This is a genomic window from Streptomyces sp. MAR4 CNX-425, from assembly GCF_048656465.1.
Lineage (GTDB): Bacteria > Actinomycetota > Actinomycetes > Streptomycetales > Streptomycetaceae > Streptomyces.
In genome coordinates, this window is the sequence record NZ_JBMDLF010000002.1 from 144040 (window position 1) to 166605 (window position 22566).

Annotated in this window: 20 protein-coding genes; 11 read left to right on the forward strand and 9 right to left on the reverse strand. The window is 77.6% G+C overall.

From position 1 onward, the window contains the following. Window positions 1-21 precede the first annotated feature (21 nt). Window positions 22-552, forward strand: coding sequence for an NUDIX hydrolase family protein (locus ACHZ99_RS06010; RefSeq protein WP_420303994.1), 531 nt, complete (start codon window positions 22-24; stop codon window positions 550-552). Between the two features lie 42 nt (window positions 553-594). Here the strand turns inward: ACHZ99_RS06010 and ACHZ99_RS06015 are convergent, their stop codons facing one another. The 3 genes from ACHZ99_RS06015 to ACHZ99_RS06025 all read right to left on the reverse strand — a co-directional run bounded on the left by ACHZ99_RS06015 (window position 595) and on the right by ACHZ99_RS06025 (window position 5459). Then, the gene (locus ACHZ99_RS06015) at window positions 595-3504 is read right to left on the reverse strand and encodes a hypothetical protein (RefSeq protein WP_420303319.1); all 2910 of its coding nucleotides are present in this window, start codon (window positions 3502-3504) and stop codon (window positions 595-597) included. A 103-nt stretch (window positions 3505-3607) separates the two neighbouring features. Further along, on the reverse strand, window positions 3608-4645 hold the full coding sequence (locus tag ACHZ99_RS06020; RefSeq protein WP_420303320.1) for a glutathione S-transferase family protein: 1038 nt from the start codon (window positions 4643-4645) through the stop codon (window positions 3608-3610). Then, window positions 4629-5459, reverse strand: coding sequence for a GNAT family N-acetyltransferase (locus ACHZ99_RS06025; protein ID WP_420303321.1), 831 nt, complete (start codon window positions 5457-5459; stop codon window positions 4629-4631). The genes ACHZ99_RS06020 and ACHZ99_RS06025 overlap by 17 nt, the downstream gene beginning before the upstream one ends. 160 nt (window positions 5460-5619) lie before the next feature. On the opposite strand from ACHZ99_RS06025, the gene ACHZ99_RS06030 reads away from it, so the two are divergent. Then, window positions 5620-6693, forward strand: coding sequence for a DUF4037 domain-containing protein (locus tag ACHZ99_RS06030; protein WP_420303322.1), 1074 nt, complete (start codon window positions 5620-5622; stop codon window positions 6691-6693). On the opposite strand, the gene ACHZ99_RS06035 is transcribed toward ACHZ99_RS06030, so the two are convergent. Continuing rightward, window positions 6626-6958, reverse strand: coding sequence for a hypothetical protein (locus tag ACHZ99_RS06035; RefSeq protein WP_420303323.1), 333 nt, complete (start codon window positions 6956-6958; stop codon window positions 6626-6628). The genes ACHZ99_RS06030 and ACHZ99_RS06035 overlap by 68 nt on opposite strands. Window positions 6959-6961: 3 nt before the next feature. After that, on the reverse strand, window positions 6962-7456 hold the full coding sequence (locus tag ACHZ99_RS06040) for a hypothetical protein (protein WP_420303324.1): 495 nt from the start codon (window positions 7454-7456) through the stop codon (window positions 6962-6964). 86 nt (window positions 7457-7542) lie between these two features. On the opposite strand from ACHZ99_RS06040, the gene ACHZ99_RS06045 reads away from it, so the two are divergent. Both ACHZ99_RS06045 and ACHZ99_RS06050 read left to right on the forward strand, forming a co-directional pair. Then, window positions 7543-7884 (forward strand): PadR family transcriptional regulator, encoded by a 342-nt coding sequence (locus ACHZ99_RS06045; protein ID WP_420303325.1) that lies wholly within the window; start codon window positions 7543-7545, stop codon window positions 7882-7884. Beyond that, window positions 7881-8573 (forward strand): permease prefix domain 1-containing protein, encoded by a 693-nt coding sequence (locus tag ACHZ99_RS06050; protein ID WP_420303326.1) that lies wholly within the window; start codon window positions 7881-7883, stop codon window positions 8571-8573. Before ACHZ99_RS06045 ends, ACHZ99_RS06050 begins: the two co-directional genes overlap by 4 nt. A 163-nt stretch (window positions 8574-8736) precedes the next feature. On the opposite strand, the gene ACHZ99_RS06055 is transcribed toward ACHZ99_RS06050, so the two are convergent. The 3 genes from ACHZ99_RS06055 to ACHZ99_RS06065 form a co-directional block, all read right to left on the reverse strand. Further along, a complete protein-coding gene (locus ACHZ99_RS06055) occupies window positions 8737-11091 on the reverse strand; it encodes a glycosyl hydrolase family 18 protein (RefSeq protein WP_420303327.1) in 2355 nt (784 codons plus the stop codon). Between the two features lie 304 nt (window positions 11092-11395). Beyond that, window positions 11396-11998, reverse strand: coding sequence for a response regulator (locus ACHZ99_RS06060; RefSeq protein WP_420303328.1), 603 nt, complete (start codon window positions 11996-11998; stop codon window positions 11396-11398). After that, window positions 11995-12288 (reverse strand): hypothetical protein, encoded by a 294-nt coding sequence (locus tag ACHZ99_RS06065; RefSeq protein WP_420303329.1) that lies wholly within the window; start codon window positions 12286-12288, stop codon window positions 11995-11997. Before ACHZ99_RS06065 ends, ACHZ99_RS06060 begins: the two co-directional genes overlap by 4 nt. Window positions 12289-12324: 36 nt before the next feature. Here ACHZ99_RS06065 and ACHZ99_RS06070 point away from each other — a divergent pair, with 36 nt between their 5' ends. The 3 genes from ACHZ99_RS06070 to ACHZ99_RS06080 all read left to right on the forward strand — a co-directional run bounded on the left by ACHZ99_RS06070 (window position 12325) and on the right by ACHZ99_RS06080 (window position 14738). Next, on the forward strand, window positions 12325-12534 hold the full coding sequence (locus ACHZ99_RS06070; RefSeq protein ID WP_420303330.1) for a hypothetical protein: 210 nt from the start codon (window positions 12325-12327) through the stop codon (window positions 12532-12534). Window positions 12535-12729: 195 nt separating this feature from the next. Further along, window positions 12730-13695 (forward strand): WD40 repeat domain-containing protein, encoded by a 966-nt coding sequence (locus ACHZ99_RS06075; protein WP_420303331.1) that lies wholly within the window; start codon window positions 12730-12732, stop codon window positions 13693-13695. An 11-nt stretch (window positions 13696-13706) separates the two neighbouring features. Continuing rightward, a complete protein-coding gene (locus ACHZ99_RS06080) occupies window positions 13707-14738 on the forward strand; it encodes a P1 family peptidase (RefSeq protein WP_420303332.1) in 1032 nt (343 codons plus the stop codon). 40 nt (window positions 14739-14778) lie between these two features. Here ACHZ99_RS06080 and ACHZ99_RS06085 read toward each other — a convergent pair whose 3' ends face one another. Then, window positions 14779-16080 carry an MFS transporter gene (locus tag ACHZ99_RS06085; RefSeq protein WP_420303333.1) on the reverse strand — a complete coding sequence of 434 codons (1302 nt, stop codon included), beginning with the start codon at window positions 16078-16080 and terminating at the stop codon, window positions 14779-14781. Between the two features lie 298 nt (window positions 16081-16378). On the opposite strand from ACHZ99_RS06085, the gene ACHZ99_RS06090 reads away from it, so the two are divergent. The 4 genes from ACHZ99_RS06090 to ACHZ99_RS06105 are packed head-to-tail and all read left to right on the forward strand — an operon-like array spanning window position 16379 to window position 22411. Next, window positions 16379-17569 carry an ATP-grasp domain-containing protein gene (locus tag ACHZ99_RS06090; protein ID WP_420303334.1) on the forward strand — a complete coding sequence of 397 codons (1191 nt, stop codon included), beginning with the start codon at window positions 16379-16381 and terminating at the stop codon, window positions 17567-17569. Beyond that, the gene (locus ACHZ99_RS06095) at window positions 17566-19416 is read left to right on the forward strand and encodes an IucA/IucC family protein (RefSeq protein WP_420303335.1); all 1851 of its coding nucleotides are present in this window, start codon (window positions 17566-17568) and stop codon (window positions 19414-19416) included. The genes ACHZ99_RS06090 and ACHZ99_RS06095 overlap by 4 nt, the downstream gene beginning before the upstream one ends. Then, complete coding sequence (locus tag ACHZ99_RS06100; RefSeq protein WP_420303336.1) at window positions 19416-21194, forward strand: IucA/IucC family protein; 1779 nt, start codon at window positions 19416-19418, stop codon at window positions 21192-21194. The genes ACHZ99_RS06095 and ACHZ99_RS06100 overlap by 1 nt, the downstream gene beginning before the upstream one ends. Continuing rightward, entirely contained in the window at window positions 21191-22411 is a 1221-nt protein-coding gene (locus ACHZ99_RS06105; RefSeq protein WP_420303337.1) for a type III PLP-dependent enzyme, read from the forward strand. The genes ACHZ99_RS06100 and ACHZ99_RS06105 overlap by 4 nt, the downstream gene beginning before the upstream one ends. Window positions 22412-22566: the final 155 nt, after the last annotated feature.

The window sequence follows — 22566 nt, forward strand, 5'->3', positions numbered from 1 at the left end:
TAAGATCGGCCGATGGCTGACTTGACCGAAACCACACCCGGCTGGCTGGCTCCCGAGGAGCTGGAGTCGGCGCGCGCAAAGATGCCGGTCCTCTACGTCGACGCGGTGCCCGTCCGCGTCGACGACCGGGGCGAGGTCACGCACGTCGGCCTGCTGCTGCGGATCGGCCCGGACGGGGCGGTGAGCCGGGCGCTGGTCTCCGGCCGGGTGCTGCACCACGAGCGGGTCAGGGACGCGCTGCTGCGGCACCTGGAGAAGGACCTCGGGCCGGTGGCGCTGCCGCGGGTGCCGGCGTCGCCGCAGCCGTTCACGATCGCCGAGTACTTCCCGACGCAGGGCATCACGCCGTACCACGACCCGCGGCAGCACGCGGTGTCGCTGGCGTACATCGTGCCGGTGGCGGGCGACTGCCGGCCGCGGCAGGACGCGCTGGACTTCGTGTGGTTCACGCCGCAGGAGGCGGCGTCGGCGGTGGTGCAGCAGGAGATGCCGGGCGGCCAGGGGCACCTGCTGAAGCAGGCGCTGGCGCAGGTGGGCTACGTCGCGCCCTGAGGGCGCCCCGGGCACGTACGGGGACGGGCCGGAGCGGGCGGGTCAGCGGTGGGCGCGGGCCCACAGGGCGGGCCAGCCGGCCGGGCCGAGCCAGGAGGCCGGGAGCCGCAGGCCGCCGGCCGCGACCCCGTCCCAGAACGCGGCGGTGTCCGCGCCCAGTTCACGGGCCGCGGGGAAGGCGCGCTGCCACGGGCCCGCGGCGTCGTCGAGGCCGGTCGCCGGGAAGCCCGGCACGGTCACGGCGCGGGGCGCGGCGACGGCGGTCAGCGGTATCTCCGGGGCCCGGCAGGTGACGGCCACGCCTGCCGCGCACAGCAGCGTGGCCGGCGGGCGGCGGGAAACCGCGCGGGCGACGGCGGCGTCGTCCTCGTCCACCAGCCGCCCGAGCGCCGCGCGCAGCCGCAGGCCCACGAGCCCAATCGCGTACGCGGGCGCCACCGCGGGCCGCCGCACCAGCGCGCGCAGCGCGCGGGGCAGCGGCTCGGCGCCGTCGAGGAGTTCGAGCTGGTCGTAGCGGTCGCGCAGCGCCGGGTCCAGCTCCGCCACCGCGGCGGGCAGGGGGCGTACGCCGGTGGCGTCCCAGAGGGCGGCCGGGGTGACGGCGCCGTCGGCCAGGGCACGGCGGCAGACCTGGGCCAGCGACGCGGCGCCGAGGCGGCGCAGCCGGGTCAGGGCGGGGGCGGCGGCGCCCGTTCCGGCGGCGGGCGCGGGGCCGGTGCCCGCACGCCGGCGGGCGGCGGCCGCCGGGGCGTCCGGGACCGTGGCGGCCAGCGCGGCGTACACCGCGGCCGTACGGCCGTCCACCCGCTCCGCCCACGCGCGCTCCGCGAGCCGGTCCAGCTCCGGGCCGGCGGTCCGGGCGAGCCGCGGCGCCGCCCGCCGCCGGCGCGCGGGACCGGTCGGTGCCTCGTCGGCCGGGGCCACGGCCGGCTCCGGCGGCCCGGCGCCAGGGAGGGTGTCGACCCAGCGGCGGAAGCGCTCGTCGAGCACCGGGTCGGGGACGTCGTTGAAGCGGCCGGCGAACTCGCCGATCACCCAGCCGCGTTCGGCGGGGCGGGCCCGGCGCAGCTCGGCGTTGGCGACGATGCGGCCCTGGTCGTCGTGGAGCGCGGCCAGGGCGCTGCTGCCCCTGCGCGCGGCGTCGGCGTAGTGGGGGGTGGCGATGCAGTTGCCCATGTAGTCCGCCCACTCGGCGAGCGTGCGGGCGGTGCGGGCCAGCCGGAAGCGGACGCGGGTGCCGGGGACGGGCGTGGCGTCGACCGCGGCCAGCTGCGGCGGTACGGGGAAGTCGCCGCTCAGCGCCTGGGCCACGTCGACGTCCGCGCGCAGGCTGTCGACGAGCCCCGCCCAGGTCTTCACGCCCTTGCCCGGGGTGCCGCCGAAGGCGGCGAGCTGCGCGGCGCCGGAGACGGCGAGGCTCACCGAGTCCAGCCGCGGCGCCAGCGGTTCGGCGGCCGGCGGCGGGTCGTGGTCGAGGCCGAGCGGGCCGCCGTGCGGGGTGACGGCGGCGCTCTCGTGCCCGTGCAGCCGGGCGAGCGCGTCGGCCAGCTCGGCGTACCAGAGCAGGTCGCCGAGGACCTCGACGTCGCGGGGCGCGGCCGGCTCGCCCCGCTCGCGCAGGGTGCGCAGCCGGTCGGCGAGGGTGGCGCCGGTGCCCAGGCGGTCGCGTACCCACGGCGGGGTCTCCGACCACTCCTCGGGCGGCCGGGCGCGCGTGTAGCCGGTCCGGCGCCGCCACTCCGGCAGCCCGCCCGCCGCCCAGTCGCGCAGCACGTCCTCCGGCACGGGCAGCTCGCCGCTGAGCAGCCGGCCGACCTCCTCGACGGCGAGCGTCGCGTAGTCCGCGGCGCGCGCCAGGCGGGGGCGCACCTGTGTGTCGTACGGGACCTCTGCCGGGCCGCGCTTGAGGATCTGCCGGCGCAGCTCGCGGGCGTGGCTCGCGGGCCGGGCGGGCAGGCCGGTCAGGCCCGGGACGCGGCGGGCGGCGCGGCTTGCCGCCAGGTCGCCGGTGGCCGCGACCGCGGCGGCCAGCTGCGGCTCCAGGTGCGCGAGGCCGACGGCCGGGCCGTGGTCGCAGACCGCGACGGCGGTGCGCAGCAGCACGGTGGCGGCCTGGGCGTCCTGGACGATCCGGTCAAGCAGGCCGTGCCAGTAGTCGTCGGGCGGCGTCCACCAGGCCGCCTCCAGCAGCCGCGACCGGCCGGTCCGCCCGTCGTACGGCGTGCGGTGGAGCACCGCCTGCTCTTCGAACGCCGCGCGCCGGACCCGCAGTTCGGCCAGCCGGTCCTGGCGGCCCCGGGTGGCGAGCAGCCGCGCGCGGCGCGCCTGCCGGGCGTGGCCGTCGAGCACCCGGTCCCACAGGTCGGTCAGCAGCGCCGGGCGGCGCGGCCGGGGCAGCGGCGCGAGCACGCGCGTCAAGTGCCCGGCGAGCACGGAGGGGGCGGCGCCGCCGACCGGGTCGACGCCGTCGGGGGCCGTGAGGGCGAGGATCCGCTCGGTCTGCTCGGGGCCGAGGACGTCGCTGGCGGCGGCCGCCAGCCGGACGGCGGCCCAGCGCTCCTCGGCCACGGCGCGCGCGGCGGCGGCGCCGACCCGCTTGGTCGCGGCGGGCCCGAAGAGCGCCACCATGGTCCCGGCCCGGTCGCCGAGGCGCCCGGCTTCCGCGGGGCCGAGCGCGCGCAGCGCGGCGAGGACCGCGTCCCGCTTGTCGCCGCGGGCGCCCGCGAGCCGCGCGGAGCGGAAGCCGCCGCCGATGTCGACGCCCGCGCCGGCGGCGACGGCGCCGCCGGCCGTGACGAGCCGGTCCAGCTCGCCGAGCGCGGCGCCGGCCGCCTCCTCCCCCGCCTCCGGCGGGCCCAGCGCGACGGGCGCGCCCGCGGGGGCGTCCGCCTGCTCCGCGAGCCGCGCGGGCACGCCGGCGCGGGCGACCCACGCCGCGTATCCCGTGGTCACCACACCGTCTGTCAGCCGCACTCGCATCCGCACCAGGATGGCGGAGGCGGCGCGGCGCCGCCAACGTCATTTCCCGGCCGGGCGGATGGCGCGGCGGGCGGCGTCAGGGCTGGCCGGCCGCGGGGATCCGCTCCGCCTCCGGCGGCGGGCCGGGCGGGGTGCCGTCGCCGAACGGGCGGCCGCCGAGCTGCTCGCGGTGGTGCGGAGCGAGCCACCCGGAGAGGTCGGGCCCGGCGGGGACGATGCCCGTCGGGTTGATGCCCGTGTGGACCTCGTAGTAGTGGCGCTTGATGTGGTCGAAGTCGACCGTGTCCCCGAAGCCCGGCGTCTGGTAGAGGTCGCGGGCGTACGCCCAGAGCACCGGGTCGTCCGCGAGCTTGTTGCGGTTGCACTTGAAGTGGCCCTGGTAGACGGGGTCGAAGCGGACCAGGGTGGTGAAGAGCCGGATGTCGGCCTCGGTGATGGTCTCGCCCACCAGGTAGCGCTGCCCGGCCAGCCGCGCGGACAGCTCGTCCAGCCGCCGGAACACGTCGTGGTACGCGTCCTCGTACTCGTCCTGGGCGGTGGCGAAGCCGGCCCGGTAGACGCCGTTGTTGACGTCTCGGTAGACGCCCTCCATCACCTCGTCGATCTCGTCGCGCAGCGCCTCGGGGTAGAGGTCGGGCGCGCCGTCGCGGTGCAGGGCGGTCCACTCGGTGGCGAAGTCGAGGGTGATCTGCTGGAAGTCGTTGGTGACGAGCCGGCCGCTGGGCACGTCGACGACGGCGGGCACGCTGACGCCGCCCGGGTAGCCGGTCTCGCGCGCGTCGTACGCCTCGCTGAGGAAGCGGATGCCCAGCACCGGGTCGCGGTCGCCGGGGTCGAGGGTGAAGCGCCAGCTGCGGTCGTCCTGGATCGGGTCGGTGACGCCGACGGAGATCGCGGGTTCCAGGCCGAGCAGCCGCCGGGAGATCAGCGTGCGGTTGGCCCAGGGGCAGGCGCGGCTGACCACGAGCCGGTAGCGCCCGGCCTCGACGGGCCAGCCGTCCTCGCCGGCCGCGGTGATCCGGTCGGCGAAGTGGCTGCGGGAGCGCTTGAAGCGCTTCCTGCCGTACGCCGTGTTGCCCTGCCCCGCTCCGTCGCGCTCACTGCTGCTGCTCATCGCCGGCTCCTTCGTCGACTTGCCCGACACCACCGGCCCCATTGTCCGGTGCCGGGCGGGCGGGCCGCCACGCGGCGGTGCGGTAGTGGTACGTGCACAGCTCACGGAAGCCGGCGCGGGCGTAGAGCCGCAGCGCGGCCGGGTTGTCGCGCTCCACCTGGAGGTACAGGCCCGTCGCCCCCTGCGCGCCGGCCCAGCCGGCGAGGGCGCCGAGGACGCGCCCGGCGGCGCCCCGGCCGCGCGCCGCGGGCAGCGTGGCCAGGTGGAAGACGCCGGCCCAGCCGGTGTCGGCGACCGCGCGGCCCACGGCCACCGGCGCGTCCCCGTCCAGGACCCGGACGTACGCGGACGGGCCCGCGACCCGGTCGAGGCGGCTCCGCTCGGCGCCGGCGTCCCCGCCGTGGACGGCGTGCCAGACGCCGAACCAGGCGTCGTCCGGGCGGTCCCCGGTCCGTACCCGCAGCCGCTCCCCGGCGCGCGGGCGCGGCACGTCGGCGACCGCCGCCGTCTGCAGGGACACCGGGCCGGAGCGGCGGTAGCCGCGCCGGGCGAGCAGGTCGTCGAGGCCGGCGGGGCAGGCGCCCGGGGTGATCTGGAACCGGGCCGCGGCGCCGTGGCCGGCGTAGAACGCCTCGGCGTGCGACACCCGGCGGGCCGGCCGCGCGGGCTCTTCCGGCCCGTGCGGCAGCACCGAGGCCACCCACCACGAACTGCCGGAGTCGTGCCGCAGCCACCAGCCGTCCGCGTATGAGACCGACTCCGCGGGCAGCGCCCGCGCGGCCCGCTCCTGCAACCCCCGGACGACCCCGGCCATCCTCACGCCTCCGCTCGCCGACGCCGGTCGGATCCTCCGGGCACTGTAGAGGGCCGTCCGCACACCCGCTCCCGTGTTCCGGGGGCGGCGCCCGGCCGTTGCCGGGCGCGGGCGCGAAACGCGGTGGCCCGGGGCCGCGCGGTCTGCCAGGGTGACGGCGATGGGCACCGCATTCCGCCCCGGGCTCGAACTGGCCCGGGACTTCCACGCCGAGGCCGTCGCCCCGGTCCTCGGCCCGGCCCTGGCCGGGACGCCGTACGCCGCCGCGCTGCTGGGCGCGGGCTCCGAGGTGCAGGGCTTCGACACCCCGCGCTCGACGGACCACGCCTGGGGGCCGCGGCTCCAGGTGTTCCTCGCGCCGGACGCGCACCGGGCGCACGCCGCCGGGCTGACCGCGCTGCTCGACCGGGAGCTGCCGGAGCGGTTCCACGGCCACCCGGTGCGCTTCGCGTTCCCCGCGGGGACGGCGCCGCGGCACCGGGTCGACGTGCTCGACGTCACCGCGCACTTCGCGGAGCTGCTCGGCGAGGTGCCCGACGGCGGGCTGTCCGTGGGCGGCTGGCTCGGGGCGCCGTGGCAGGTGCTCCGGGAGCTGACCGGCGGCGCCGTGTTCCACGACGGCACCGGGGTGCTCACCTCGTACCGGGAGGGCCTGCGCCGGTATCCGGACCAGGTGTGGCGCTACGTGCTGGCGTGCCAGTGGCAGCGGCTGCACCAGGAGGAGCCGTTCGTCGGGCGCTGCGGCGAGGTCGGGGACGACCTGGGGTCGGCGGTGACCGCCGCCCGGCAGGTGCGCGAGCTGATGCGCCTGTGGCTGCTGATGCACCGCGTCCACCCGCCGTACGGCAAGTGGCTGGGCACCGCCTTCGCCGCCGCCCCGGGGGCGGCCGAGCTGGCTCCGCTGCTGTCCGGGGCACTGGCCGCGGGCGGCTGGCGGGAGCGCGAGCGGTGGCTGTCGCCCGCGTACGAGCTGGTGGCGCGGACGCACAACGGCCTGGGGCTCACCGCGCCGCTGCGGACGGACGTCCGCCCCTTCTTCGAGCGGCCGTTCCTGGTCCTGGGCGCCGACCGCTTCTGCGCCGCGCTGCTGGCCACGGTCGACGACCCGCGGCTGGCGGAGCTGCCGCCGGTGGGGTCCGTGGACCAGTACGTCGACAGCACGGACCTCACCGCGCACGGCTTCGCCGGCCGCCGGCGGCGCTATCTCGCCCGCCTCGGCGGGACCGCCGGCTGACCGGCGGTCCCGGCGGGTGGCCGCGGCGCAGGCGGCGCAGCACCAGCAGGCCGCCGACGCCGGGGACGACGGACCGCGACCGGGTGCCGCGGGTGGTGTTCACCGGGGTCGTCGCCCAGGTGAGGGCGATGACCGCCAGGTAGGCGGTGCCGTGCACGGGGCCGCCGAGCGAGGAGACGGCCCCGGTGTGCACGGTGAGCAGGTTGACCAGCAGGGCCGCGAGCGTGACCAGTTCGACGGCGGCGGCGATCCGCAGCGCGCGCACGGCTCACGCCCCCGTGGTGGAGCCGGGGCGGACGATCATCAGTACGACGACGACCGCCCACAGCAGGTTGAAGACCCCGGTGAGCATGGCCAGCCGGCTCGCCGCCGGGCGCAGGCCGTCACCCGCCGCGGCGGGGGCGTCGCCGGTCGCGGCGGGGGCGTCGCCGGCGGCGCGGGCGAGGAGGCGCTGCTGGCCGGGCAGGATCGCGAGCGCGAGCAGGGCCGCGGCGCCGGCCGTCAGCACGATCGAGGCGAGCAGCCAGGCGTCGGTCAGCACCCCGAGCTGCGCGCCGGTGGCCAGGCCGAAGGCGGGAACGGCGAGGCCCACGATCGCGTACGCCCGGCAGACGCGGTGCAGGAACGCGGCGGTGCCGCCGCGGTGCGCGGGGTCGGCGGCTGTCTCCCGGGCGATCCGGGGGAAGACCGACGCCGCCACGGCGATCGGTCCGACGGCCAGGATCGCCGCCAGTACGTGTACGGACAGCAGGAACTTCGTCACCGCACCCTCCCGAGCGTAGAGTAGATCAGCTATATATTGGCTACCAATACATAGCACACCAACAACGGGAGGTAGGGTGGGTGCCCATGAGAGGCGATCCGGTACGCGGACATCTGGACGGGCTGCTGCTCGCCGCGCTCGAAGGCGGCCCGCTGCACGGCTACGCGATCATCACCGCCGTCCAGCAGCGCAGCGCGGGCGCGCTGGAGCTCCGTACCGGCACGGTCTACCCGGCCCTGAACCGGCTGGAGCGCACCGGACTGCTGCGCAGCAGCTGGGAGTCGGTCGGCGAGCGGCGGCGGCGCTGCTACGAGCTGACCGACGCCGGCCGGGGCGCGCTGGCCGAGGAGCGCACCGCCTGGCGGGAGTTCACCAGCGCGATCGGCTCGGTGCTGGACTCGGCCCGGGCGCCGAGGCCGGCGACGTGACGGCCCCCGGACCCGCCGGACCCCGCGCCGCGCACGCTCCGGACGCGATCGAGGACCACCTCGCCGCCCTGGACGGCGCGCTGCGCGGGCCCGTACGCACCAAGTCCCGGATGCTCGCGGAGGTGCGCGACGGCCTCGCCGACGCCGCCGCCGCGCACGCCGAGGCCGGGGCGCCGACCCGGGCCGCCGCGGCGGCCCGCGCGGTGCGCGACTTCGGCACGGTCGAGGAGGTCGGCCCCGCGTTCCAGCGCGAGCTGACCATCGCCCAGGCCCGGCGGACCGCCCGGGCCGTGGCGCTCCTCGTCCCGTTCCTGATGGCCTGCTGGTACCTGGTCGGGGCCACCGCGGCGGACGCCGGCGGGCGGCTGCCCGCGGCCGTGCACGTGCTCGCGGCCAACCTCGGCGGCATCGCCGCGCTGGCCGCCCTGCTCGCCGCCGCGTCGCTGGCCGCCACCGGCGCGGTGTCCCGGCGGCTGGCCGTCCCGCGGCGGCTGCCGCTGGTGGTGGCCTGGACCGGCACCACCGCGGCCGTGGCGCTCGCCGTCAGCGCGCTCACGCTGACCGCCGGCGCGGTGCTGGCGCGGGACTGGCCGGTCAGCGCGCTGGCCGGCGCGCTCACCCTGGTCGCGCACACCCGGCTGGCCGCCTCCGCCCGCGCCTGCCGCCGCTGCGCGCTGCTGACCGGCTGACCCGGCCGGCCCGGCTGACCCGGCTGACCAACCGGCCCGCCGCGCGCGGCCGTGCCGCCCCCGCCCGGACGGAGCGCCGCGGGCGGGGGCGGTACGGGCCCGGCCGCAGGGCCGCGGCCGGGCCCGGTCCGTACGGCCGGTGGCGGACCGTACGGAACCCTCCCTACTTGCGGGAGTCCGGTGCTACATAGCCCGCCGCTCCCGGCAGGCCGCGGTCCAGGGCGTTGAACAGGGTGCCGTTGTCCAGGTCACCGGACATCTCCCAGACCATCCCGCCGAGCAGTCCCTTCTCTCTGATGTAGGCGGTCTTCTGGTCGATCGACCAGACGTCGTCGAACGACCACCACTGGCCGTTCGGCCCGGTGTACCCGTAGGTCGACACGGACTGGGTGTCGTGGTGCACGGTCATGTTCGGCACCATCGCGAGGAGGTTGTCGTACCCGCGGGTGCCGGCCTCCTCCTGGAACTGGCCGGGCGCGGCCCCGTTGGCGCTCTGCCACTCGCCGTTCGCGGAGCCGTCGGCCACCTGCTGCCAGCCGCGCCCGTAGAACGGGAAGCCGATGGTCAGCTTGCGCGGGCTGACGCCCGCGTCGAGGTAGTGCTGCACGGCGCCGTCGATGCTGAAGTCGTTCGGGTACGGCGACTGGGCGTCCGGGTAGAGGTTGGCCTGGTGGCCGGTGCGGTTGGGCTCCCACGAGTTGTCGCTGCCGGAGCCGTGGAAGTCGTAGCCCTGGACGTTCGCGAAGTCCATGTACTTAAAGATCTCCTTCAGGTCCCAGCCGGCGTCGATCTTCTTGGGGTCGGCGGGGGTGAAGGCGGTCAGCAGCTTGTGGTCGCCGCCCAGCGCGTCGAGCTGCCGCCGGAACTCGGCGATCAGCGCGGTGTTGTTGGCCTTGTCCTCGGGGCTCCAGTGGTTGCCGGGGTGGCCGTCGGGCGAGCCGGGCCACTCCCAGTCCAGGTCGATGCCGTCGAAGATGCCGGCCGCGACGCCGGGGCCGCCGGCGCCGTTGTACTCGGGCAGGTCGCCCTTGATGTACATGTCGATGCAGGACTTGACGAACTTCTCCCGGGAGGCGGGCGTCTTGGCGACGTCGGAGAAGTACTTGGAGTAGGTCCAGCCGCCCAGCGAGATGAGGATCTTCAGGTGCGGATGCTTGGCCTTGAGCTTCTTCAGCTGGTTGAAGTTGCCGCGCAGCTTGCCCCAGCCGTCGTCGGCCACGCCGTCCACCGACTGGCTCGCGGGGAAGGCCCGGCCGTAGTCGGCCTCGGCGTCGCCGGCGCCGTCGCCCTGGTTGGGGTCCTGCGGGTCGGGCGAGGTGCCCTTGGTGACGCCGTTGAGGCAGGTGAGGTTCTGCGGGTCGATGTTGGCGAAGGCGTAGTTGATGACGTCCAGCTTGGCGGCCGCGCCGGAGGTGTCGAGGTTCTTGACGAAGTACTGGCGGCCGTAGATGCCCCACTGCACGAAGTAGCCGACCTTGGCGTAGCCGCCCTCGCCGACGGCCTCGTCGGTGGTGACGGTCAGGGTGTTGCTGGCGGGTGACGGGTTGTCGGCGGCGTCGCGCGCCTTGACCGTGAACTCGTACCGCGTCGCGGGCGTCAGCCCGGTCAGCGTGCTGGTCAGGGTGTCGGCGGGGACGCTGGCGGCGAGGGTGGTGCCGCGGTAGACGTCGTAGGCGGCGACGCGCTTGTCGTCGGTCGCCGCGTCCCACCGCAGCTCCACGGTGCTGGACGTCACCGCCGTGGACCGCAGGTTCCCCGGCGCCGTGGGCGGCACCGGGTCGGTGGCCGGGTCCACGGTGGTCGCGGTCACGGGGGCGCTGGGCGGGCCCTCGTTGCCGCGGGAGTCCTTGGCGCGGACGGTGAACTCGTAGGTGGTGGCGGGCGTCAGGTCGCGGACGGTCGCCCGGGTGGTGGCGCTGGCCGCGACGACGGCGCCGCCGCGCAGGACCTCGTACGAGGTCACGGGGAAGTCGCCCCGCGGCGCCGCGTTCCACGTCAGCGTCACGGTACGGGCGGTGGTGTCGGCGACGGTGACGCCGCCCGGGGCCTCGGGGGGCACGGCCGGACTGCCGTCGCACTTCTCGCCGTTGATGAGGCAGCCGGTGGGCGCGGTCATCGGGCCGCTGCCGGTGAAGGTGTAGCTGTAGGGCTCGGTGTCGCGGCCGGCCGGGACGCGGGCGTTGTAGTAGGCGGGCGTGACGGTGACGTGGCGGCCGTCGATCTGCGCGGTGCCGTGGGTGTGGTTGCTGATCGACACGCCGTCCGGCAGGTCGAACTCCAGCGACCAGTTCTCCACGGCGGTGCTGCCGGCGTTGGCGACCACGAACTTGCCCGTCCACGACGAGCCGCTGCCGGAGCTGCTGAAGGTGGCGGTCAGCCCGGCCTGGGCGCTGGCGGGCGGGGCGGCGAGGGTGGTGAGCCCGGTGAGCGCCAGCGCCAGCACGGCGATGACGGCGAGCAGCCGGCGGGACACGGGAAACGATCTGAGGCGTAGGGGTGCGGCTCTCTGCACGGACACGGCTCTCCTTGTGGGGAAGACGACGTCCACCCGCGCCGGTCGTCCGAGGGCTCGGGTGGTCGGACGCGAATCGTGCGGTATAGACCTCTAAGACAGCCCCGGGTCGCGAACATGTCAATGTGACGGGTGGGGGGCCGGACCGTACCAATCCGGGCGGGAGGCGGACCCGCCCACGCTCCGGCAGGACACAAAGGACTGGACCAATCCCCGTAAATTTTGCCTTCCTTTGACCAATTCGGGCCCCGGTACACCGCCGGGTACGGGCCGTGGACAGCGGCGCGCCGCCCGACGGACGGCGGTCCGCTCAGATCCAGCCCTGCTGCCAGGCCCGGTGCGCGGCGGCGTGCCGCGACGTCGCGCCCAGCTTGGCCATCGCCGCCGAGAGGTAGTTGCGTACCGTGCCGGGCGCGAGGTGCACCTCGGCGGCGATCTCCGCCACCGACGCGCCGGTGCGGGCCGCGCGCAGCACCTCCAGCTCCCGGTCGCTCAGCGGGCAGTCGTCCTCGGTCAGCGCGGCGGCGGCGATGTCCGGGTCGACGTACCGGCGGCCCGCGGCGACGTCCCGGACGATCTCCGCGAGCCGGGCCGCGGGGGTCGTCTTGGGCACGAAGCCGCGGACGCCCGCGGCCAGCGCGCGGCGCAGCACGGCGGGCCGGGCGTGCCGGGTGACCATGACGACCTGGGTGGGCAGCTCCGCGCGGATCTCCGCGGCGGCCACCAGCCCGTCGGTGGGCGGCATCTCCAGGTCGAGCACGGCGATGTCGGGGCGGTGTTCGCGGGCGAGCAGCACCGCGTCGGCGGCCGTGGCCGCCTCGGCGACCACGTCGAGGTCGTCCTCCAGCGCGAGCAGCGCGGCGAGCGCGCTGCGCAGCAGGTCCTCGTCGTCGGCGAGCAGCAGCCGGATCACCGCGGGGCCCCGTTCGCCGGTCCCGGCAGCGCGGCGACGACCTCGAAGCGGTCGCCGTCCCGGCGCCACCTCAGCTCGCCGCCGGCCGCGCGGAGCCGCTCCGCGAGGCCGGGCAGGCCCGATCCGGCGGCATCCGGAACGGCGGCCGGGCCAGGGGCGGGGGCCGGGGCGCCGTCCCGCGCGGGCGCCGCGGGCGTACGGGCCGGCGGAACCGGCGCGCCCGCGCCGTCGTTGCGGAACCGCAGCTCCGCCAGACCGCCGGCGAGGCGGTAGTCCGCGGCACGCCGCACGGCGGCGCGGTCTTCGGGCTCCAGTGCGCCGGCGCGGTGGTCTTCTGCGGGCTCGCGGTGGCGGGGCTCGCCGCCGATGCGGACCTCGGCCGGTACCTGGTCGCGGCGGGCTGGCTGGGCCACGGCGTCTGGGACCTCGTCCACCTGCGGGCGCGCAGGCTCGGCGGGCTCGTGTCGCCCACCTTCGCCGAGTGGTGCGCGGTCGTCGACGTGGTGATCGCCGCCGAACTGGTCCTCGTCCACTGACCGTACGCCCCGGGCCCGCGGCCCGGCGGCGCCCCGGCACCGTCCGGGCGCGCGCCGCCGGGCCGTACGCGTGGACGCGTACCACGGGAGGGGTCCCCGGCGCCGCGTGGCAGCCTGTGGCGCCGGCGTCCGGACCGCGGCGGTCCGTCCGCCGCCTTAAGGAGATCCGGTGGTGCCCGAGGAGGGGAGTACGGCGTGGCAGGGTGGCGGGAACGGCTGCTGTCGAGGCCGGGCGCCCGCGCGCGGCAGCGCGGCGGGATCCGGTCGCTGGCGATGACGCCGGACGGGCGCCACGTGGTCTCCGGAAGCGACGACGGGTTGCTGCGGGTCTGGCGCCTGGCGCCGTGGCGGCTGCTGCGCGAGATCGACACGTACGGGAACGCGCTCGGGTCGGTCGCGGTGACGCCCGACGGCGAGCACGTGGTCGCCGCCGGCCACAGCATGGCCGGCGCGTGGCGCCTGTGCACCGGCGAGCCCGTCACCGGCCCGCTCGGCGCGCACCGGTACACCGGCGAGTGGGGCGTGCCGGTGTCCGTGCACGCCGCCCTCACGCCGGACGGCGGGAGGATCGTCACCGGCGGCGGCGAGGGCACGGTCCGCGTCTTCGACCTGGCGACCGGGGCGCCGGCCGGGCCGGAGATCCGGGCGCACGAGCTGGTCGCCGGGGTGGCGGTGACCCCGGACGGCCGGAAGATCGTCAGCGCCGGGCACGAGGACGGCGAGGACGGCGTCCTGCGGGTCTGGGACCTGGCCGACGGCACCCCCGTGGGCGGCCCGGTGGCCGCCCACCGGTCCGTCGTGACCGGGCTGGCGGTCACCCCGGACAGCACCCGCGCGGTCAGCGGCGGCGTCGACGGGCGGATGCACCTCACCGCACTCGACGGCAGCGGCAGGACCGCCGGCGCGGAGGTCACCGCGCACGGCGAGGCGGTGGCGGACGTCGCCGTCACCCCCGACTCCCGGGTGGTCAGCGTCGGCAGCGGCGGCGTCGCCCACATCTGGGACCCGGCCACGCCGCCGGCCGCGGCCCGTACGATCCGGACCGAGTCCCGCTTTTTGTCCGCGGTGGCGGTCTCCCCCGACGGCCGGCGCTTCGTCACCGCGTCCCGCAACACCGGGGTGCTTCAGGTGTGGAACCTGCCGCCGGCGGCGGGGGCGTAGCCTGCCGCTCCATGGACGGACTCTCCGCGGCGCCGCCGCGCGCCCGCAACCTGGGCATCGTCGTCGGCCGGGGCACGCCCGGCCCGTACGGCGCGATCACCGACGTGCCGGGCGTGCGGGTGGGCCACACCACGCTGCGCGAGCCCCCGCTGCTGCACAGCGGCGTCACGGCGGTCGTGCCCGGGGAGGTGCACCCGGGGGCGCCGCTGCCCGCGGGGGTGTTCGCCGGCAACGGGTACGGGAAGCTGATCGGCAGCACGCAGCTCGCGGAGCTGGGCGCGCTGGAGACGCCGGTGCTGCTCACGTCGACGCTGTCGGCGTTCCGGGCCGCCGACGCGCTGGTCGGCTGGATGCTGGAGCGGCCCGCGTGCGCGGATGTGACGAGCCTGAACCCGGTCGTCGGCGAGTGCAACGACGGCGTGCTGTCGGACATCCGCGCCCGGCCGGTACGGGCCGGGCACGTGCGCGCCGCGCTGGACGGGGCGGCCGGCGGACCGGTCGCCCAGGGGTGCGTGGGCGCGGGCACGGGGGTGGCGGCGCTGGGGTTCAAGGCGGGCGTGGGCACCGCGTCGCGGCTGGTCCGCGTCGGCGGGCGGAGCGCCTGCGCCGGCGTGCTCGTGCAGGCGAACTTCGGCGGCACGCTGCGCGTTCTGGGCCGCGCGGTCACCCCCGCCGACGTCGGCGTCCCCGGGCCGCCGGCCGCCCCGGAGGCGGGGTCCTGCATGGTCGTCGTGGCCACCGACGCGCCGCTGGACGCCCGGCAGCTGACCCGGGTGGCGCGGCGGGCGGTCTTCGCGCTGGCCAGAACGGGCGCGTCGTACGGGCACGGGAGCGGCGACTACGCCATCGCCCTCGGCGTACGTCCCGGCCCCCGGCCGCCGGCCGACGCCGCTCTCGACCCGCTCTTCGAGGGGGTCATGGACGCGGTCGAGGAGGCGGTGCTCGACTCGCTGCTCGCCGCCGTCACGACGACCGGCCCGCACGGCCGCACCCGGCACGCGCTCCCGGCCGGGCGGCTGGCGGCACTGCTCGGCCTGCGCTGACCGGCCCGCGCCGTCCGGCGCGGCGGGCCGGGCGCGGGGCTCAGCGGTCGCGGTCGGCGGGGGCCTCCTCGCCCGCGGTCTCGCGCGCCGCGCCGGGGTCGCGCGGCGCGCCGGGGTCGTGCCTGACGTCCGCCACCGCGGGGCGGCGCTCGCCGACCGCGGGGGCGAGGAAGATCGCCGTGGCGACGAGCGCCAGGACGGCGATCATCGCCGAGCGCAGCCCGAAGTGGTCGCCCAGGAAGCCGAGGCCGGGCGGGCCGACCAGGAAGGCGCCGTACGCGATCATCGCCACCAGGCTGACCCGGGCCGTGGCGTTCGGGCCGGAGTCGCCGGCGGCGGAGATCGCGACCGGGAACCCCAGCGAGGCGCCCAGGCCCCAGAAGAGGACCGCCGCGCCGGCGGCCACCGGGTGGTCGACGAAGATCACCACGACCAGCCCGAGCGCCGCGGAGACCGCGCTGGTCCGGATCACGAGGAAGCGCCCGAAGCGGTCGATGAAGTACGCGCCGCAGAAGCGGCCCACGGTCATGGCGCCGGCGAAGCCCACGTACACCAGCGACCCCAGGGCCGCGTCCAGGTCGTGCCCGTCGACCATGAGCAGCGGCAGCCAGTCGGTCGCCGCGCCCTCCGCGAGCGCCATGGCGAGGACGACCGCGCCGATCAGCAGCAGCCGGGTGTCCTTCCACAGCGGCCGGCCGCCGCCCGCGGCCGCCTTCGCGGTCTCCGCGGCCGCGTCGGGGCCCGCGTCGCCGCCGGACCCGTGCGCCTGTCCGCCGACGCCCGCCGGGATGTCGCCGAAGGACGCGAGGAAGAGGGCGAGCGCGACGCCCGACATGATCAGCAGATGCCACTGGACCGGGAACCCGGCGGCCGTGGCCGCCATGCCGAGGCTCGCGCCGACCACGGTGCCGAGGCTGAAGTACCCGTGCAGCGTGGTCATCACGGAGCGGCCGAGGAGGCGCTCGACCTCCGCGCCCTCCACGTTCAGCGCGACCTCGCCGGACCCGCCGCCCAGCCCGAAGACGAACAGCCCGGCGGTGACCAGGGCCGCCGACGAGGTGAGCGCCCCGGCCCCGACCCCCGCGACCCCGAGCGCGATCAGCACCGTGCCGCCGCCGATCACCGGCCGGGTGCCCATCCGGGCCACCAGCGGCCCCGAGCTGGTGATGCCGATCGTGGAGCCGACGGACAGCCCGAAGAGGATCAGGCCCATCTCGGCGGTGGACGCGCCCAGCTCGTCGCGGACGTCGGGGGTACGGGTCACCCACGAGGAGAGCGACAGGCCCGGTATGAGGAACATCAGGGACAGCGACAGACGCCGGCGTCGCGAGGCGGTGGCCATCGGCGGCTCTCTTTCGAACGGTGACTCGTCAGCGCCTGGCGACGGCCGTGCGGGCATTCGGTGGAACCGCGTCGCGGCAGGCTCCCCCCGCAGTCTCGTTCCGACCCGGCCGCGGGCTCAAACCCGTTTCGGTCCGTGGACCGGGGCGGACGGCGGCGCGGAGCGGGCGGTACGCGCGCGGGGCGGGCCGGGCCCGTTTCCGTACCCCGGTCACCGGCGGGTGATCGACAGAGTAAGGTAACCCTTACCTCGGCCGCGGTCAGCGGGTGTTTCCAGGAAGGTGTCAGGTCAGGATTCCGTGCGGTTATATCTGCTGGCGCGCAACCCCACCGACTCGGTCAAGGACGGCTTCCTCCCCGCCGCGCGCCGCCTCGGCCTCGACGTCACCGTGCTCACCGACCAGCCCGACGCGCACCGGCGGCGCGCCCCGGAGCCGGAGACCCTGGGCTGCGACGTACGCGACTTCCGCGCCGTGATCAGCCGGGTCTCGGCGCACCACCGGCCCGACGCCGTCTTCACCAACAGCGACCACCTGCAGACCCAGGCCGCCCTCGCCGCCGGCTACTTCGGCCTGCCCGCCAAGAGCTGGCGGGCCGCCCACGCCACCAAGGACAAGGCGGAGATGCGCCGCCGCCTCGCCGCCGCCGGCGCGGACCCGGTCTGGGCGGCGGAGCTGCCCGCCGACGCGGATCCCGCGGAGCTCGCCGGGCGGGACGTGCCGTACCCGTGCGTGGTCAAGCCGCGCGAGGGCGTCGCCAGCGAGGACGTGGTGCTGGCCGCCGACGCCGCCGAGTTGCCGCGGCGCTGCGCGGAGATCCGGGCGCGGCGGCCGGGCGCGGCGCTGGTGGTCGAGGAGTTCCTGCCCGGCGAGCTGCACACGCTGGAGACGCTGGGCGACGGGCGGGTGCGCCACCTGCTCGGCGGCTTCCACACCGAGCTGTCGCCGCCGCCGCACTTCGTCGAGGAGCGCATGGCCTACGTGCCCGCCCACCCCGGCTCCGTCACGGCCCAGGTGCTCGCGCAGCTCGACGCGCTCGGCGTCGGCTTCGGCGCCTGCCACACCGAGTTCACGGTGCACGCGGGCCGGGCGCGGCTCGTGGAGGTCAACTACCGCGCCATCGGCGACCAGTGCGACCTGCTGCTCGCCCGGCTGCTGGGCGTCCCGCTCTTCGAGCACATCCTGCGCACCCACCTCGGCGAGCCGCTGCCCGCGGACCTGGGGGCGCGTACGGACCGGCGGGCGCGGCTGTCGTACCCCTGCGCCCGCGCCGCCGGCACGCTGACCGCCGCGCCGGGCCCGGCCGACCTGGTGGTGGACGGCGTGGAGCTGACGTACCGCCCGCTGCGCGCGGTGGGCGAGCGGCACGAGCTGCACCGCACCAACCGCGACTTCCTCGGCGTCGCCCGCGCGGTCGGCCCGGACCAGCGGCGGGTGGACCGGGTGGTGGCGGAGTTCCTGGCCGCGCAGCGCTGGGAGATCGCGCCGTGAGCGGCGCGGCTGCCGGGGCCGGGGCCGGCGAGGAGGCGGAGCTGACGCTGCGCGTGCTGAGCGCGCTGCTGCGCGAGGACGCGGCGGGGCTGCGCACCCGTACGACCGCGCACGACCGGGCGGACGGGCGGTGGCTGCGGCTGGCGGATCCCGCCGGGGCCGGGGCGCTGCTGCTGCCCGTCGCGCCGGACGGCTTCCAGGGCGCGTACGGCGCCCGCCTGCCGCTGCTGCTCCGGGAGGCCGGCGGCCGGACCGCCGAGGTCACCGGGCTCGACGCCGTGCTGGACGCCCTCGCCGGGTACGCCGCGCCCGAGGACCGCGGCGGCTTCGCCGACTTCGCCGCGGAGTGCCGGGAGGCGCTGGCCGCCGCGCGGCTGCACACGGCCACCTGGGGCGGGACGGCGGCGCGGCTGACCGGGCGGTACGGCCCGGACCCGGCCCGGTGGACGGGGCACGCCGGCACCCTCGCGTACGACACGCTCGCCGCCCGCCTCGACCACCCCGTGTACCCGGCCTCCCGCGGACGCGCCGGGCTCACGGCCGCCGAACTGCGCCCCCACGCCCCCGAGTTCCACCCCCGCTTCCCGCTGCGCTGGCTCGCGCTCCCGCGCGCCGCCCTCACCCTGAGCGACCCGGGCGGCCCGCCCGGCCCGGCCGCCGCCCGGCCCTCCCCCTCGTCCCTCGGCCTGCCGGCCGCGCTCGACCGCACCCATCTGGCGCTGCCCGTCCACCCGCTGACCCTCGGCGCCCCGCTCGCCGGCGCGCTGCGCGCCACCGGCCTCGCCGACGAGGCGGCGCTCGCCCCGGAGCCGTACCTCGACGTGGTGCCGACGCTGTCGATGCGTACCGTCGCCGCGGCCGCCGACCCCCGGCTGCACCTGAAGCTGCCGCTGGCCACCGCCACCCTCGGGCTGCGCAACCGGCGCACCGTCAAGCCCGCCACCCTCGCCGACGGCGCGGCGGTGCAGCGGCTGCTGGAGGCCGTCACCGGGCGCGAGCCGCGGTTCCGCGGCACCGTGCTGCACGCCGACGAGACCGGCTACGCGCACGCCGGCCACGAGCTGCTCGCGGTGCTGTACCGGCGCCAGCCCGCCGGGCTCGACGGCTCCCTCGTCGTCCCGCTGGCGGCCCTGCTGGCGCCCGCGCCCGGCGGCCGGCTCGTCGTGGACCACCTCGCCGACCGCTGCCACGGCGGCGACCCGCTCGCCCTTCTCGACGACGTCCTCACCCTCCTCTTCGACTTCCAGACCACGCTCTTCGGCTACGGCATCGCGCTGGAGTCGCACCAGCAGAACATCTCGCTCGTCCTCGACGCGCCCGGCCGCGGCGCGGGCGGCCGCCCGCGCGTCCGGCTGCTGCTCAAGGACGACGACGGGCCGCGCATCCACCACGCCCGGCTGCGCGCGGCCCTCGGCCCCGCCGCGCCCGCCCCCGGCGACTTCGCCGACCCCCGGACGCTCTGCGCCGGCGACGGGCCGGTGGCCGACGTCTTCGCCACCATCACCGTCCATCTGTGCGCCGGGGCGTACGCGTTCGGCCTCGCCCGGCACGGCCGCGCCCCGCTCGCGGCCGCGCTCGCCCTCGTCCGCGACCGGCTCGCCGAGGCCGTCGAACGGCTCGGCACCGGGCCCGGCGAGCCCGGCGCCGTGCTGCGCGCGCACGTGCTGGACGCCGCGCGGCTGCCGGTGAAGGCGATGGTCACCGCCGGGACGCTCGTGTCCAAGGAGCGCTCGGGGGCGGCCGACGTCAACAAGCACTACACCACCGGCCCGAACTACCTCCGCGCCGCCGTCCCCGGGCCGCGGCCGGACCCCGCCCCGTACCCGTCCGTCGGCTGGAACCCCTGATGCCCCGCACCGCCCCGCCCGCCACCCCGCGCCCGGCCTCCGCCGTCGCGGATCCCGCCGCCGCGGCTCCCGCCGCCGTCCCCGCCGGGCCGCCGACCGCCGCCGAGGCCGTCGCGCACACCCTGCTCAACTGCCTGCTGCGCGAGGTCTGCGGGCCCGCGGACCACGCCACCGTCGACGGCGGCCGGCTGCTGCTGCGGCTGCCCCGCCGGGGTGTCCTGCTGCGCGTCGGCCTGCGCCGCACCTCGCTGCTGGGCGCGCACCGCTTCCGCGGCCCGGTCGCCGAGTGGCGCGACGGCGACTGGGTGGACGTGGACTGGCGGCGGCTGGCCGAGCGGGTGCAGGAGGAGCTGACGGCGCGCACGGGGGTCCGCAACGACGAGTTCCTGGCGCAGGTCGAGTCGAGCCACCGGGGTACGGAGGCCGCGCTGGCCGCCGTACGGGAGCGGCCCGCGCCCCCCGCCGCCGGGCCGCTGGCCGCGTATATGGACTCCGAGCAGTCCCTGCCCCTCGGCCACCGCTTCCACCCCACGCCCAAGGCCCGCGGCGGCGGCGCTGCCGCCTGGGCCGCGTACGCCCCCGAGGCCGGCGTCGCGTTCCCGCTGCGCCACCTCGCCGTACGCGCCCACCTGACCGCCGAGGAGACCGCCGAACCCGGCGCCGCCGCCCCGCTGGACCGGCTCCGCCCGGTCCCCGACGGCTACCGGCTGCTGCCCGTCCACCCCTGGCAGTACGAACTCCTCGCCGGCCACCCGGCGCTGCGCGCCGCCCTCGGCCACGGCGACGTGCTCGACCTCGGCACCGGCGGCCCGGCGTGCACCCCGACCGCGTCCGTGCGCACGCTGCACACCGGGACCGGCTTCCTGAAGTTCAGCCTCAACGTGCGCATCACCAACTGCGTGCGCAAGAACTCCCGCTACGAGCTGGCGGGCGCGGTCGCCCTGACCCGGCTGCTGCGCCCGGTGCTCGACGCCCTCGCCGCCCGCCACCGGGCCGCCGCCCTGCTGCGCGAACCGGCGTACCGCACCCTGGCGCTGCCCGGCCCGGCCGGCGCGCCGGACCCGGCGCTGGTCGAGGGCTTCGGGGTGATCGTGCGCGAGGGGCTGTCCGGCGTGCTGCGCCCCGGGGTCACCCCGCTGCTCGCCGCCGCCGTCGCCGACGAGTACCCGACCGGCCCGGCGCACGTCTCCCGGCTGCCCGCCGCGGCCCGCCCGCGGACGGCGCTGGACTGGTGGTCCGCGTATCTCCAGCTGCTCCTCCCGCCCGTGCTCACCGCCTACTTCGACCACGGTGTGGTGCTGGAGCCGCACCTGCAGAACGTGCTGCTGGGCGTCGACGCCGACGGCATGCCGGCCCAGGTCGTCTTCCGCGACCTGGAGGGCACCAAGCTGCTGCCCGAGCGGCACGCCGCCGCCCTCGCCGCGCTGCCCGCCCCGGTGGCGGGGCCGATGACGTACGACGCGGCCCGCGGCTGGCGCCGGGTGGTGTACTGCCTGCTGGTCAACCACGTCGCCGACCTGCTCGCCGCGCTCGCCGACCTGCACCCGCACGCCGAGGCGGCGCTGTGGGCGCGGGTGCGCGCCGTCCTGCTCGACTGCGCCCGCGACCTCGGCGACCCGCCCCTGCTGCGCGCCCTGCTCGCCGGGGCGCCGCTGCCCGCGAAGGCCAACCTGCTGACCCGGTGGGGCCGCCGCGCCGACCGCGAGGCGGGCTACGCCCACCTGCCGAACCCGCTGGCCGCCCCGGAGCCCGGCCCGTCCCGCCGGAGCCCCCGTTGACCGCGCCGACCCCCGCCGTGCTGGACCTCCTCGGCTCCCTCGCGCCCGGGGAGCTGCCCGCGTACGTCTACGACCTGGCCGCCCTGCGCGCCCACGCGGCGGCGGTACGGGCCGCGCTGCCGGCGTCCGTCGAGCTGTACTACGCCGCGAAGGCCAACCCCGAACCGGCCGTCCTGGCCGCCCTCGCCCCGTACACCGACGGCTTCGAGGTCTCCTCGGGCGGCGAACTCGCCCACGTCGCCGCGGCGGTGCCCGGCCGCCGCCTCGCGTTCGGCGCGCCCGGCAAGACGCCCGCGGAGCTGGCCGCGGCCCGCGCGGCGGGCGTGCACCGCATCCACGTCGAGAGCCTGCACGAGCTGCGGATGCTCGGCGAGCTGACCGCGGGCGGCGGCCCGGCGGCCGCGACGGACGTGCTGCTGCGCGTCAACCTGCCGGTCGCCGACGGCGCGCTGGCGGGCAGCGCCCTGGCCATGGGCGGCCGCCCCTCCCCCTTCGGCCTCGACCCGGCCGCCGCCGAGGAGGCCGCGCGGCTGCTCGCCGCGGGCACGTACCCGCGGCTGCGGCTGCGCGGCGTGCACGCGCACCTCGCCAGCGGGCTGGACGCGGCGCGGCTGCTCGGGGTGACGCGCTCGGTGGTGGCCGGGGCGCTGCGGCTGGCGGCGCGGGCCGGGCTCGGTCCGTCCGGGCTGGAGGTGAACGTCGGCGGCGGCATGGCCGTCGACTACGCCGCCCCCGGAAGCCGGTTCGACTGGCGCGGCTACGGCGCGGGGCTGGCCCGGCTGGCCGCGGAGCACCCGGGGCTGACGCTGCGCGTCGAACCGGGCCGGGCGCTGACCGCGTACTGCGGCTGGTACGCGACCGAGGTGCTGGACGTCAAGCGGAGCCACGGCGAGGAGTTCGCCGTGGTCCGCGGCGGCACCCACCATCTGCGTACCCCGGCGGCGAAGGGCCACGACCAGCCCTGCACGGTCCACCCGGCGCCCGGCCCGTGGCCGCACCCCTGGCCGCGGCCGGCGGCCCGCGGGGCTGCGGTCACGGTGGCCGGGCAGCTGTGCACGCCGAAGGACGTGCTCGCGCGCGGGGTCGAGGCGCCGGGGCTGCGGGCCGGGGACCTGGTGGTGTTCGCGCTGGCGGGCGCGTACGCGTGGAACATCTCGCACCACGGCTTCCTCATGCACCCCCGGCCCGGCTTCCACTTCCTCGGCGGACCGGGCTGAGGGCTCCGCGGCCGCCGGGCGGACACCGGGCGGACCGGGCGCCGCCGTGGGCTTTTCGACCAGGCCGGAAAGCCCCGCCCGCCGCCGGGCGGTCCGCGGCCTACGCTCCCTGCCCGGACACGGGAGCGTACGAGCCCGGGCCGGCGGACCCCGGC

Bases quoted from the DNA above. Each gene is read 5' to 3' on its own strand.
- ACHZ99_RS06020 (WP_420303320.1), bottom strand. From the start codon at position 4,645: ATGAGCAGCAGCAGTGAGCGCGACGGAGCGGGGCAGGGCAACACGGCG.
- ACHZ99_RS06025 (WP_420303321.1), bottom strand. From the start codon at position 5,459: ATGGCCGGGGTCGTCCGGGGGTTGCAGGAGCGGGCCGCGCGGGCGCTG.
- ACHZ99_RS06030 (WP_420303322.1), top strand. From the start codon at position 5,620: ATGGGCACCGCATTCCGCCCCGGGCTCGAACTGGCCCGGGACTTCCAC.
- ACHZ99_RS06045 (WP_420303325.1), top strand. From the start codon at position 7,543: ATGAGAGGCGATCCGGTACGCGGACATCTGGACGGGCTGCTGCTCGCC.
- ACHZ99_RS06080 (WP_420303332.1), top strand. From the start codon at position 13,707: ATGGACGGACTCTCCGCGGCGCCGCCGCGCGCCCGCAACCTGGGCATC.
- ACHZ99_RS06085 (WP_420303333.1), bottom strand. From the start codon at position 16,080: ATGGCCACCGCCTCGCGACGCCGGCGTCTGTCGCTGTCCCTGATGTTC.
- ACHZ99_RS06100 (WP_420303336.1), top strand. From the start codon at position 19,416: ATGCCCCGCACCGCCCCGCCCGCCACCCCGCGCCCGGCCTCCGCCGTC.